Here is a 12,508-nt window from a genome sequence, read left to right on the forward strand (position 1 = left end):
CGAATTCTCCGAGTAAATCCGACCGATTCGTCGATCCTGTTCACGTCGCACGAAGTTCGAAAGGGAGTGCCATGGCGGCCGATTGGTTTTATCAGCATGAGAACTCGGTCGTCGGTCCGTTGTCGGCCAAAGAGCTGAAGTGGCTCGCGACTCAGGGCTCGCTCAGAGTCGGCACGCTCATTCGTCGGGGCGCATCGGGAGATTGGTTCGCCGCCGAAAGACTCGCCGCGGTGCTCGAAGTCAACCCGGTATACGAGGTCGTCGAGCCCGAGCCGACTCACGCGAACGAGTGGCACTTCACGAGGGATGGACGCAAGCTTGGACCGGTTTCGTTCTTGGTCCTTGCGGGTCTGTCGAAAACAGGCAGGCTCAAAGTAACTGACCCGGTTTGGACGGCCGAGCTGGCCGAATGGACACCGGCTGGCTGCGTGAAGGGCCTGTTTGAAACGCCCACACCCGCAAGTGATCCTCCCGTGGCGGTTGGGGACGCCCCGATCCCTGAGGATCTCCCGGCGAGCCGAGTCCCATCGCGGCTGCTGCTTTTGACTGGGGTCGCCGCGATTGTACTGGTTGCTGTAACGGCGGAGCTTGCATTGAGGGGGCGATCAACGCAACGGGAGACGAAGCTGCGCAAGCGCCCCGTCGTTGAGCACAGAATCGTGACAAAGGCGGACGTCCGCGTCGATCCGCCCCCTATCCTCGCGATCAAGGAGGCTCCTTCAATCGCCGCTCGAATCGTCGGACCGGCAGCGCCGATGCGAGTACCCGCGATCCGCGACGCGCCCGGCCGGATCGCTCAGCCGGCTCCCGCGACGGCCCGGCGAGCGGCCGTCGCGGTCCTCCATGATCCCAACGTCACGGCCAAACCGCTTCCGCTCGGCGATCGTCCACGAATCGACCTCGCCGAGCGCGCTCACAGGCAGGCCGACGCCAGCCAGCATGCTACGGCTGCGTCGATCGACGCCGTTCTCGACCGTCCCGAGGAGTTTCTCGGCAGTCGCTTCATTCTGGAAGGTGTGTTCAAGGTCGGGACGCGAATCCTCAATCCCAAGGACAAGAACGGCTTCAAACTGGGTTCGACGATCACGATCGCCCGCGACGACGACCGGACCATCTCCACCCTGGAAGGAAAGGTTTTCGGCCACGATCTCCACATCATCCTTGAGGAGCAAGTGGCGAGGAACCTCCAGCAGCTCTTCGGGCGACTCAAGATGGCGGCGACTACGAAGCCGACGTACAAGACGATCCTCGGCGTTCGGATCGAAAACAGCCCCAAGGAGGTCGATGGCGAGCCCGCGCTGATCGTCATCGAGTCGCTCGAAATCCTGGGAAGTTGCGACTACTACCTCGTGGCGTCCCGAAGTTATGCCAATGCGTTCAAGGTCGCGCTCGTCGACGTCACGGGCGGGCGGATCGACCATGGAGACGGTGAGAAATGGGTGTCGCGGTTGGGGGGCGAAGAGAAGTTCGTCGGGCCCCTTCGTCGGAAGCTGCGCGATCTCCGGCGACGAGCCATCAACGATGCTCACGGCGCGGTCGTTGATGCGGTATTGCGAAGCGAGCTCGACCGCTGGTCGCGCATCTCCGCCGCAATCAATACGATCAACACGATTCAAGCCCGCAGGCTCACGGAAAACCACTGATTGAAAGCTCTTCGTCCGACTTGGCGAGGAAGCCGGTTTTCAGGCGATCAGAATCTCGGGCGAGGAGGCCCAACTAGAATTCCCAGGAAGACGAGCAAGAGCCAGCTCAGGCCGACGAGTCCCAGAACGAGCCCGGCGATCGCCATGCCCTTACCTTCCAGTGTTCCTCGCGACCGTGAAATTTGACTGAGCGCCACGCTTCCGAAGATCGTCGAGAGAAGGCTTCCCAGTCCGCACAGCCAGAGGATGCCCAGAACAAGGCTGGCGATCGCCAGTCCACTCGTTCTCGGCGTCGTGAATGGAGTTGGATAGTCGCCCGCCGCCTGGGAGAACGGCGCGGGAGAACCCGAATTCGAGCCACCCGGAAAGACCAGCCCGCCGACCTGGTTGGCGGACGCCCATTCCGGCATTCCGTTTTTCCAGACGAGCGTCCGCGGGGTGATCTCGCCCTGATTGGCCATCCGCTGAAGTTCGTGGAACGGCACCGGCCCTTCCTGACGTTCGCCACGCGCGAAGTACCAACCGGGAGCGTCGGCGGCCGACGCGAGCCCCGGCTCCGTCTCAACCAGCTCGATCGGCGCGTTGTGATGAGCCGTCGCGGCAGGTTGACCGTGAGACGCGGAGAAACGATCGGTGATCGCCGCGGCGCCTCCCCAGTTCTGACGGTCCGTGGAAACCTCGTGAAACCGAGTGAATTGGCCCCGTTTGCTCATCACTTCGAACTGCGTCAGCGTGAACGGCCCGAAGACGCGTCCCCGGGATCGGATGAACCAGCTTTGTTCCGCCATGGCCTCTTTGAGATTCCTTGTACTTCCGCGCCGGGGTTACGGACGGTTCATACCTTTGGAACGGCGTTCACGGTCACGAAGACGGGCCGCCCCTCGGCGCGGACGTCTAGCGATTCGGGTGCCACACTGACCTTGCCGCTGTTGATCTTTCCCAGCTTTTTCCAGGCCGTGCGAGGACTCCCCTCCGGAACGGCCACCCAGAGTTCTCCCTCGTTGGGCAGGACCGATCCCGATCGAAGCCCCCACGTCGAATCCTCCTGGGCGAGCCAGCCAACCGACCGATACGTGAGCGTGATGATTTGCTCGATGCGATGTTCCTGAACGCGCGCCTCGCGCAACATCTCGAGACTATCCGGCATCGATTCGACGACCCGTTCCGCGGTGAGGCGCAAGCGTCCCGCGTCCACGCTCTCGGGATCCATCCAAGGGACGTTCAGATCCACGTCCGATTGCTCCATTACGGCTTTCAACGGCGCCAGGGCCGCCTGGAGGGGCACGCTTCCTTGCATGGCGTATTCGGTCACCTTCTTCAAGAGCGTGAGCTTGAGAATGGGATCCATCTCGGCGTCCTTGCGGATCTCGGTCAGCAAGTCGAACATCACTTTGTCCCAGTCGGGGATCATCGCCGCCCGGCTGAAGATCGCTTTGTACCTGACGCCGATCTTGGTCTGCGGCGACACGGATGAATAGATGATGTTCGCCTTGACGATGGGCTTCGCCCGCTCGCGTCCGTCGAATCCGCTGATGTAGCGGAGGAGGTTGGAATCCTCGCTGGGCTGCTTGGTCAAGAAATAGCTTTTAGGCCGGGACGGCGGATTCTTGACCTTAACGACCCAGACGGAGTCGATCAGGATGTCGGAGAAGAGCTGCTTCAGCCGGTTCCTGGGATTGTCGACGCGGAGGTCGCGACGCGCCATCGCTTCGAGGTGAGCCTGGTATTCCGTGAGTCGGAGGGCCGACGGATCGTTCGGATTCTCCGCCAAGAACGTCTTGCAGGCCGCGGCGCGGGCGCTCAACTGCTCGCTGGTCGCGGTTGATTCCGGGACTTGCCAGCTCGCGAGCAGGCGATTCTCCTTCGTGATCGTCTGCCAGATCGCCCGTTCCGGCTCGACCTTGGCCATCGCGCGCGATCGCGGCGAATCGGGATAGTTCTTGATATATTTCTGGATCAGCTCGGTGTAAGCGTCGAGGTCTCGGGGCTCGTCGTCGGCCGAATAGGCGACGGCGCTCGTCATCTGTTCTTCGAGCCTGCGTCGTTGTTTACGGCCCTCTTGCTCAGCGCGCATCGCGTCCAGCTTCAGGCTGAGAACGCGGAATGCTTTCTGTTGCTCGTCGCCGACGTGGTCGATCTCCGTCCCCAAGCCCCGCAGTTCCGCTTGCGTCTGCACCAGCTCTTTGAGAGACGCGGAGGCTTCCTGACCGTCGGATTTGGCTTTCTCCAGCTTGAGCCGGATCACCTCGATGTTCGCACTCAGAGCAGACAGTCGCGGCGCCAGTTCACGCTCGCGTCGATCGCGGTCTTCGCGATGAGCCGCCCCTCGACGTTGCAGCAGTTGATCGAGCAGGGTCTTCTCGGTCGATAGGCGGGCCAAGCCGCGAGCGGTTTCCAGGGCGGTGGGGTCGGCCTCGGTCACGGGGGCTTGCTCCACCTGCCGGATCGCCTGGTCGAACTGGATCTGACGTTGAGCTTCCTTCTCCTGCGCTCCTTGCACGAGGGCTCGGGCGTTGGCGAGGCCGGGATATTCGAACAGTGAGGGGTCGGCCTTGGTGAGTCGCTCAAGGAATTCGACCGCCTGCCCGTGCTCGCCGAGTTCGAGCATATCGCTCAGGGCCGTCGCCGCTCGCGCGGAATCGCGGGCCCTCGACTGGCTTCGAATCCCCGCTCCGACGGCCGACACCACGACCACAGCCGCGACTGCGGCGGCGGCGGCGGCCCACTGCCTGCGACGGGTTTGCCGGGCGCGTTCGAGAGTCAAGCGGGAGACGAATCGATCCTGGATCGACGCGGGCATGCCGTCGCTGTGCTTCAGGATTTCGTTGGCCGTCCGGTCGAGCACGGCGGGAGCGACGGACTTGGGATCGTCGAGCAGATCAACCAGATCTCGGATACTGTCTTCGCGGTCTCGGTTGAACTCGTCGCGCCGGTCCTGGTCTTCCAGCCACCGCAACGCCGGTTCGACCCGCTCATGGACGGCGTCTTTCGGCGAGAGCTTGACCGCCGCGATGGTCGCTCGCCAGCGGTCGCGAGCGAGCCGACCGCGAATCGGGTCGTGGGCCGAGAACGCGTCGTTCAGACTCACCTCGATGTCGGCGAGAATCGCGCGGTTCTGCTGCCCCCGGAAATGAGCGTCGCTCTTGCGAATCGCCTGAACCAGTACTACGGGGGGCGGCTCGCTCCACGTCTGGTCTTCAAGCTCGGCGAGCAGGCGGCCGACAGAGCCGGCGTCGTGACGGCGCGCGGCTTCCGCCGCCTCGACCTGGATTTCCCGAAATCGGGCCTTCTCGAAAATCCTGAGGTCATCCTGCCAGATCGGATTGTTCGCGTCCTGAGCGGTCAGCTTGCGAATCACGCCGATCCGCGCTCGCAACGGCGCGCGGGCGAGGGCGAGCCGACGATGAGTCCGGAGCAGGTCCTGGATCGGGTCTTCCTGAGCGTAGGCTTCGTTGAGGAACGAGGTGATCTCGATCGGGAACCTGGGCGCATCGGGGAGCCCGTACATCTGGACGAGCTCGTCCCAGTCGGCTCGCTCGGGAAAGTCGAGATCGGCGATCGCGTCGAGCACCCGCGGCGCGATGTCGGCGAGCTGGATGGCCTCGGACCGCAGCCCCTGCTGGAGCAGCCGATGACACCGCGCCAGCCGACGGCTCACGTCGCCGCAAGCCTGCGCGTAAGCCGCCGCCAAGGCGTCCAGCGCCGGCGTCCGCGTCTGGTCCACGGCCTGCAAGAGGGCTCGAATCTGGTCGACGATCTCGTGATGGTCGGGCATGGTCGGAACTCTCGTCTCCGTCTACGTCGAACCTCGCTACTTCGGTTGATCCGCATACGCGCCGATCCGCGCGATATCGATGAAAGACCCGTCCTTCATGCGAATCGCCATGATCAAACTCAACTCGGCTTTGACTGCATGATCAACCAAGTTATACACATGGATTACTGGTTCTAGTTCTTTCTTCATCTTATCTAGTTCCTCATTCTCTGCTTCAAGATCGTCGATTTCTGTCTTGTGGGCTTCGTGGTTTCTCATCAAGTCCTTAAGCTTTGCGTTCCGTGTCAGACTTGCGGCCTTGAGACTTTCCAATTTTTTGATATCTTTTGTCGTCTTGGCGTCGAAATTCAAGGTTGCATTGACGAATCGTCCATCGGGAATGATTTTCATCCAAAGACGGCCCTCCATAATCTCAAGGTTCTGACCACCGCCGTTAGGCTCGGGCTTCGGCACCCCCGGAGATAGCTTCTGGGATTTCTCATCGACTACGTCGATACGACACATGCGGATGCAGAGGTCCCATTTCGAGTTCTCCAGGGCCCAAGACTCCGCCTTCGGGTTTTCCAGGTCCGACGACTCCGCCCAAGGTCTTCTCAGAGTGCGCGGCTTGAGGCCCTCAGCTTTCTTGCCTGGCTCGATCAGCGAAATCGCAGCCTTCGAGGGTAGCTTCAAAGCTCGTAGCGCGATGTGGCGACGCCCCTGGCTGGTCGTCTCGACGCTGAGCAGACTGTCGAGAAAAGCCTCGGCCATTTCTGGTCGCTTCCTGACTTCTTCGACGTTCCAGGAGAATGTCAACCTGTCGCCGGCTGTCTCGAATTGAGCCAGCTTGACAGTCGCGCTCAACCCCGCGCTGGGTACTTCGATCGCCCACGATCGCCGACTCGGGTCGCTTCCCTGAACGTCGATGCTTGTCGCTCTCAGGTTATCGGGCTCCAGAACCAACTCCAGTGCCTTGACATCATGAGGAATTCTATACGTTTGCTCTGTTCTGATTTGAGGACCAAGTCCCGATGCCGGGGGTTTGGGTAACTCGATGAACGTCGGCAAGGGGTCCAACTGGGCCGCCCGCGCCGGGTCAGGAGATGTCGCCGCTGCGTTTGGAGTCTTGTCAGCGGAGAGGGGGCCCACGAACGGAGGCGGAGACGGCTTGGGGACTGGTTCGGGCTTTGGAGCGGGGTTCGGCTCGGCGGTTATGGGAACCGCCTCCTTCGCTGCGTCGACCTTCGCGGCCGGGCCGACTTGAACCTCGGCGGCTATCTTCCTCTTGGTTTCCACAGCCTTGGTCGCTTGCTCAATAACGTCGGTTGACTCCGAGCCTCGCCACATGAAGAAGGACAGCATGCCGAGCAAACCGAAAGCCGCGAGTGATCCCGCGATCCACCAGGCCGTCCTGGCGCCGGATCGCGGCGTTGGATGCACAAGGGTCGATCGTTTACTTCCTGACCTGAACGTTGGCGGCCCTAACCTCACGTCATAGGCCGGCACGCGCTCTTCATCAGCGATCGGCTTCGCGAGGCGAGCGCCTTCAGGCGGAGCCTCGGCCTGCCAGCGACGATCTTGCTCAGACGGATCGGGGGTTTCAATGAGTTTATCGGGGACGAGGCGCAGTAGACCCGTCCTCGCCTGATCAACCAGCGGCCCCCCTTGGGCTTGGCCGAGCGCGGCGCGAAGATCGATCACCAGGGCGCCGGGCGTCCGCGCCGCTTGTTTGGCGAGCGGGGTTCCGGCGACGACGCCGCGCCATGCGCAGGTCAGCCCCTGGGGAAGTTGGGTGAAGTAAGTGTTGAACTCGACGTCCCAGCGCTTCTCCGGGGGGATGAGCGCCAGAGCTTCGACGAACAGGGAGAGTAGATCCTGGCCCGGATCAAAAACCAGGAAGGCCGGGCGACCGGGGGCGGCGAGGAACGACTCGGCGAGGGCACCGGCCCAGCCGGCGTCGCCGGTGACGGTTTCCCACGCATGCGCGACGCCGCCGGGATGATCGCCCTGCGGAACCGGACGGCCCGACGACAGGAGCCGGGGTTCTCCCTGCCAGGAATGGTCCATGAATCCCGGCTGGCTCAGCAGCCAGGCGGGCCCTGCCGTGGGCCGCTCCGAGGGATCGACGACCACGTGATGCGCATACTTGTTGGACCGCTCGGTGTAGTCGAGCCCCGCGAACGACACCCGAGACAGCACGCTAGAGAGCCGACCGCCGAGGTTGAGCCGATGATGCGCGAAAACGACCGGATTGCGGGCGGCGTCGGGGTCGTGCGGAGGGAAGATCTGCTGATAGCCGCTCAGCCCTTCGAGCCGCTCGCGAAGCGGGCCGGACAGGCTCGGTGTGACAGCGACGGTGCAAAAGCCTCGCGATCCAGCCTGAAGCCCGCGCGGGACCGACGTGTAGTGCAATTCCTGGCTCATGAATTCGTCGACTCCGTCGTCGCCGCCCTCGGATCTTCAACTCGTCTCGATTTGCGGAGTTCCGCCCCGGAACCGACCTCGAAACCAATCCGGCTCGATCACCCGGAGGCCGCGGATCGCTTCCTGACGCGGGGCGTCAGCGCGGGGAGCACCTTGCTCAGGCAATACAACAGCGGAACCGCCACCCAGTAGGGATTCAGGTTCGCGGGGCGAACTCCAGGCAGACCCGTGGCGGGATCGAGCTCGATCTGATTCCCGAGCGAGCTGACGGCGACGTAGGTCACATCCTGGGCGAAGCTGTCCGCGGCGGCGACCGTCTCGGGACAATACTCCTGGAGGATCTGCCTAAACCGTCTCGACCGCTGCTCGATCTGGTCGGCGTCGACTCCAGCGACTCCTCCGCTGTTCCGCCATGGCTCGCCGTCGTCGACGGCCCCGTACAGATGCGACCATTCGTCGAACTTCGAGAGCACGACGACGACGGGACGATCATAGCGAGCCTGCTGAGAGGCCCCGCTGAACTTGCGGATCCGCACGGCGGCCTCGGTCAGAAGCGTTTCCTGCCGGCTGAGCCGGTTGTCGCGACTCCCTTGCGGCCCGAGCGCCTTGCTTTTGCAGGCCGCTCGAAACCGTTTGTCCTGGGTGGGATCGAAAAGGAACAGGATCGCCCGCGACTGGGTGAGATGGCGAGTCACGGGGCTCGAAGTCGTGTCCTGCCCCGGCTGAAAGTGTTCGCCCGCATTATCATAAAGACATAACACGCGAGACAGCTCGGCCGAGCGGTCGAAACGGGCGTGCCCCTCGCGCGGCTGCATGGTGAAGAGGAACGGCCTCGGGTAGCTGACGATCTGCTGGCCGTAGGCGACCGAGTCGTAAAGCTCGCCTTGAAGCTCGGTCTTCCGGATCAAGTCGCCGAGCGGAACGATCATCGACTCGCGCGAGTTCAAAAACAGCGACTCTTCGCAGTCGTTCAAGGCGCGGTTGGCGGCGGGGTCGGCGTCCGTGAACGAAATAGAGAATTCCATCGGGAGCAGCTTGCGCAGTTGCCACGTCATCGCCGTCAAAAAGTACGACTTCCCGCTGGCCGGCGCCCCCAGGATCGAGAGGAAAAGGGGCTCCATCTCCATCATCGAACGAGGGACCGAGAGATGGCATTTGGGACAGGCCAGCGACCGCGCGGTCATGCCCCGCGCATCGATCGCATCCCCTTCCAGGGTGAATCGACTGGGCAGAAAGCGCTGTTGCTGCTCAGGACCGAGGAGCGGGTCGCCCATCAGATCGACGTGTTCCGAGATCCAGAGCACCTGCTCGGGAAGGAACCGATCCCAGCAGTGAGGACAGGTCACCTGAGAGAGCAGCTTGATCCCAGGAGCTTCCGAAACACGCTTTCGCCCCCCAACGCCGCTCATATTCGTATTCTCATCCGTACGGATCGGCGAATCTTCCCTCGAAGGAGACGCGTCCGATCCCGTGCGACTCCTTGATACCATGACTCGCGCCTGGCGGTCTTGCAAACATTCAAGAATCGTGTGCAAAGAATACATCCGGCCATTCCATACCGCAAGAGTACTCTCTCAAGCCGATCCGTTTTTAATCTGGCGTAGAATGAGCAGAGGCTCAGGTGCCGTCGCACCACGAGATCAGCAGGAATCGACCAGAGTCGCCTTGCGCCGCTTCGGCCCCCGGCAAGAAGGCGATCAAGATCTTTGATAGCCCGAACCGCGACGCGTAGGATGATCAGCGATTGCGACCGTTCCGCGCCGTCGAGGGAATCCGATGGATTCGTCGCCTGAGAAGCCTTGCCTCAATCCAATGCGTTGCATGGAGATTCGCGGAGGCAACCGCGCCGTGGAGGAGTCGTTCCAGACTCCAGGGCTCGATGCGTGGCTCTACAGCCTGCCGTTCGAGAACAGCGTGCGCGGCGGCGATCTCCATTACGTATCGGTCTGCGGCGGCGGTGTGATCACGCGTCTGGTGGTCGCCGACGTTTCGGGTCACGGCGAGCAGGTCGCCGAGTTCTCCGACGCTCTGCGGTCGATGATGTGGAAGAACATCAACACCAAGAGCCAGACCCGGCTCGTCGAGGCGCTCAACCGCCAGTTCGGCGAGACGGCCCAGTTGCTCCGGTTCGCGACGGCCGTGGTCGCTACCTATCTGGCCACCAAGCGCACCCTGACCATCTGTAACGCGGGCCATCCGCGTCCCCTATGGCATCAAGCCGCGACAGGCCCCTGGGGATTGCTCGACAAGGAGTTCGCCGGGGCCGGCAACCTACCCCTCGGGCTCGACGACGACTCGCCCTACAACCAGTTCACCGTCACCCTAGGTGCCGGCGACGTCCTGCTGTTTTACACCGATGCGCTGACCGAGGCGATGGACGCGTCGGGTCGATTGCTCGGCGAGGACGGCCTGCTCGAAATCGCTCGCGGGCTGGACCTGAGCGATCCCCACCGCATCGCCCCCGCCCTGCTCGCCGCCATCGGCCGGCATCGGTCCGGAAGGCCGGCCGACGACGACGTGACGCTGCTCACCGTGTTCCACAACGCGCGAGGGCCCCGGCGATTGTCCCTCGCCGCGAAACTGGACGTCTACGCGAAGCTCCTCGGACTCCGAAGCCCTCGAGCGCCTCGGTGATCCAAGTTGGGACCGACGAACACGCCCACGGCTCTTGACCTGATTCGCATTCGTTCGAACCGCCCCACGGAGGAATTCTCTGATGCTGACGACGCGACGCGCCCGACTGTTCTCCGCGATTCTGACGGCCTGGGTTTGGGAGATGGGGGGCGACGCCTCCGCTTTCGCCGAGGTGGGACCGGTGGCGGCGGTCGTGGAGTCGACGCTCGCGACGGACTCGGACAAGATCCGGCAGTTCGCGTTCGACGGCGACGACGGCACGTATTTCACCTCGAAAGCCGCGCCCGGGGCGGAAGATTCCTTCACTCTGGTCTTCGACGAGCCGGTGGTCGTCAAGGCGATCGCCGTCCAGACCGGCAAGCCCGACGGCGCCGATGCGCTGGCGTCGGGGACTCTTGAAACATCCGAGGACGGCACGACCTTCCACGACGCGGCGACGTTCCAGAAGGGCGCGGCGAAGGCCGAGCCGGGGCGTCGACTGAAGGCGATCCGCATCCGGCCGGGCAAGGGCGATGCGCATCCGCTGGTGATCCGCGAGATCGTCGTCGATTCGAATCCCAAGGTGCGAACCTTCGCCTATCCGGTCGAGATCGTCGTCGACGTCACCGACGCCCCCGAGATGAAGGCGTGGGCCGACAACGCGGCGCGGACGTGCGAGCGCTGGTACGGGCGGATCAACGACCAGCTCAAGAGCGACGGCTACAAGCCGATCCACCTGATTCGGATGGACCTCAAGAACGGCATCGACGTCCCGGCGATGGCCGGCGGCGGCCGGATCACGGGCTCGGTGAAGTGGTTCAAGGACCACCCCGACGACGTCGGCGCGATGATCCACGAGACCGTCCACATCGTCCAGCGCTACCATAGCCGCAACAACCCCGGCTGGCTCGTCGAGGGCGTCGCCGACTACATCCGCTTCTTCCAGTACGAGCCCGCCAACATCGGCCGCCTCAACCCGAAAACCGCCCGCTACGACGGCAACTACCGCGTCTCCGCCCGCTTCCTCGCCTACGTCTCAGAGAAGTACGACAAAGACCTCGTCCTCAAGCTCAACCGAGCCATGCGCGAAGGCTCGTACTCCGAAGACCTCTTCAATCAGTTCACCGGCAAGACCGTCCAGGAACTCGACGAGGAGTGGCGGGCGTCGCTTCAGAAGTGACTCTACAGAACACAGGAGGTGCGATGTGTACAAGGCGACTCTTCACGAAGTCGGCGGCTCTATCATGCTGGCCGTCCCGCCCCGCTTGCTTGAGCTGTTGGGCCTGCGTGCCGGTGCCACAGTCGGCGTCGTCTTCGATGGCAGACGCCTGGTGATTGAGCCCAACCCGCGCCCGCGTTACACCCTGGATGAGCTGCTGGCCCAATGCGACCCCTCGGCCGAGCCAATTGCCGGAGATCGCGCGTGGCTTGATGACGAAGCGGTCGGTAGCGAGTTGCTGTAATGGAGCGCGGCGACATCGCGCAGTATTCCCTTGGGTTGAAGACAGTCGTCTAAACAGGCTGTCGCGAGCATGCCTTCTCTCCTTGCGGGAGAAGGTGGTCGAAGACCGGATGAGGGGTTAACATAATAGGCTTTGTTCGAGGCGCCCCAGAGGTCGAATACCCCTCATCCGCCGCCGCGCGGCACCTTCTCCCGCAAGGGGAGAAGGGAATTCGGCCCCGTACTGTCTGCAACTCTACTATAAACCGCGTCAATGGACACCGCACGGCCAAGCGTAGTCTACATTCCCCGCCAGCGGTCGGCGCGTTTTTGGAGGAGGCGGGCGACGAATTCGTCGTAGTCGGCGGTGGATCGTCGTTTCTTGGGGTCCCAGCGGCGGCCTTTCTCCCAGTTGCAGCGGCCGTGGACGACGGCGAGATTGTCGAGGTCATCCGTGCCGCCCCGGCTACGGGCGCGGATGTGTTCGAGGGTCGCGCCCTCGCCCGTCTTGACGTCGAAGGCGATCGGGCCGTTGCAGATCAGGCATTTGCCGATCCAGTCGGGACCGACGCGCTGGAAGGTCGCGTCGGTCTCGGCTGCCCGGCTGAGCTTGTCGGCGATCGTCATGCTCGG

Annotated in this window: 9 protein-coding genes and 1 pseudogene; 5 read left to right on the forward strand and 5 right to left on the reverse strand. The window is 63.2% G+C overall.

Annotated elements, in window-relative coordinates; all coding sequences use genetic code 11:
* Positions 1 to 71 precede the first annotated feature (71 nt).
* Positions 72 to 428 (forward strand): annotated as a pseudogene (locus BSF38_RS32590) (GYF domain-containing protein); the annotation flags it as partial.
* 327 nt (positions 429 to 755) lie between these two features.
* Positions 756 to 1,643, forward strand: a complete 888-nt coding sequence (locus BSF38_RS31950) for a hypothetical protein (protein WP_237170789.1) — start codon at positions 756 to 758, stop codon at positions 1,641 to 1,643.
* Positions 1,644 to 1,690: 47 nt separating this feature from the next.
* Here BSF38_RS31950 and BSF38_RS31270 read toward each other — a convergent pair whose 3' ends face one another.
* The 4 genes from BSF38_RS31270 to BSF38_RS07855 form a co-directional block, all read right to left on the reverse strand.
* On the reverse strand, positions 1,691 to 2,431 hold the full coding sequence (locus BSF38_RS31270) for a GYF domain-containing protein (RefSeq protein WP_168189335.1): 741 nt from the start codon (positions 2,429 to 2,431) through the stop codon (positions 1,691 to 1,693).
* Between the two features lie 47 nt (positions 2,432 to 2,478).
* Entirely contained in the window at positions 2,479 to 5,418 is a 2,940-nt protein-coding gene (locus tag BSF38_RS07845) for a hypothetical protein (RefSeq protein WP_076344518.1), read from the reverse strand.
* A 36-nt stretch (positions 5,419 to 5,454) separates the two neighbouring features.
* Positions 5,455 to 7,821, reverse strand: a complete 2,367-nt coding sequence (locus BSF38_RS07850) for a GAP1-N2 domain-containing protein (protein WP_076344520.1) — start codon at positions 7,819 to 7,821, stop codon at positions 5,455 to 5,457.
* Between the two features lie 98 nt (positions 7,822 to 7,919).
* On the reverse strand, positions 7,920 to 9,230 hold the full coding sequence (locus BSF38_RS07855; protein WP_076344522.1) for a hypothetical protein: 1,311 nt from the start codon (positions 9,228 to 9,230) through the stop codon (positions 7,920 to 7,922).
* 367 nt (positions 9,231 to 9,597) lie between these two features.
* On the opposite strand from BSF38_RS07855, the gene BSF38_RS07860 reads away from it, so the two are divergent.
* The 3 genes from BSF38_RS07860 to BSF38_RS07870 all read left to right on the forward strand — a co-directional run bounded on the left by BSF38_RS07860 (position 9,598) and on the right by BSF38_RS07870 (position 11,897).
* Positions 9,598 to 10,455, forward strand: coding sequence for a PP2C family protein-serine/threonine phosphatase (locus BSF38_RS07860; RefSeq protein ID WP_083712774.1), 858 nt, complete (start codon positions 9,598 to 9,600; stop codon positions 10,453 to 10,455).
* 82 nt (positions 10,456 to 10,537) lie between these two features.
* On the forward strand, positions 10,538 to 11,614 hold the full coding sequence (locus tag BSF38_RS07865) for a basic secretory protein-like protein (RefSeq protein WP_076344526.1): 1,077 nt from the start codon (positions 10,538 to 10,540) through the stop codon (positions 11,612 to 11,614).
* 64 nt (positions 11,615 to 11,678) lie between these two features.
* Complete coding sequence (locus BSF38_RS07870) at positions 11,679 to 11,897, forward strand: AbrB/MazE/SpoVT family DNA-binding domain-containing protein (protein ID WP_210405731.1); 219 nt, start codon at positions 11,679 to 11,681, stop codon at positions 11,895 to 11,897.
* A gap of 278 nt (positions 11,898 to 12,175) precedes the next feature.
* Here the strand turns inward: BSF38_RS07870 and BSF38_RS07875 are convergent, their stop codons facing one another.
* The gene (locus tag BSF38_RS07875; protein ID WP_076344531.1) at positions 12,176 to 12,502 is read right to left on the reverse strand and encodes an HNH endonuclease; all 327 of its coding nucleotides are present in this window, start codon (positions 12,500 to 12,502) and stop codon (positions 12,176 to 12,178) included.
* Positions 12,503 to 12,508: the final 6 nt, after the last annotated feature.

This window comes from Paludisphaera borealis, assembly GCF_001956985.1.
In the GTDB taxonomy this organism is placed as follows: Bacteria; Planctomycetota; Planctomycetia; order Isosphaerales; family Isosphaeraceae; genus Paludisphaera; species Paludisphaera borealis.

What these genes read in the sequence shown, in the direction of transcription:
- BSF38_RS31950 (WP_237170789.1), top strand. Translation starts at nt 756, where the DNA reads ATGCGAGTACCCGCGATCCGCGACGCGCCCGGCCGGATCGCTCAGCCG.
- BSF38_RS31270 (WP_168189335.1), bottom strand. Translation starts at nt 2,431, where the DNA reads ATGGCGGAACAAAGCTGGTTCATCCGATCCCGGGGACGCGTCTTCGGG.
- BSF38_RS07845 (WP_076344518.1), bottom strand. Translation starts at nt 5,418, where the DNA reads ATGCCCGACCATCACGAGATCGTCGACCAGATTCGAGCCCTCTTGCAG.
- BSF38_RS07850 (WP_076344520.1), bottom strand. Translation starts at nt 7,821, where the DNA reads ATGAGCCAGGAATTGCACTACACGTCGGTCCCGCGCGGGCTTCAGGCT.
- BSF38_RS07855 (WP_076344522.1), bottom strand. Translation starts at nt 9,230, where the DNA reads ATGAGCGGCGTTGGGGGGCGAAAGCGTGTTTCGGAAGCTCCTGGGATC.
- BSF38_RS07860 (WP_083712774.1), top strand. Translation starts at nt 9,598, where the DNA reads ATGGATTCGTCGCCTGAGAAGCCTTGCCTCAATCCAATGCGTTGCATG.
- BSF38_RS07865 (WP_076344526.1), top strand. Translation starts at nt 10,538, where the DNA reads ATGCTGACGACGCGACGCGCCCGACTGTTCTCCGCGATTCTGACGGCC.
- BSF38_RS07870 (WP_210405731.1), top strand. Translation starts at nt 11,679, where the DNA reads ATGCTGGCCGTCCCGCCCCGCTTGCTTGAGCTGTTGGGCCTGCGTGCC.
- BSF38_RS07875 (WP_076344531.1), bottom strand. Translation starts at nt 12,502, where the DNA reads ATGACGATCGCCGACAAGCTCAGCCGGGCAGCCGAGACCGACGCGACC.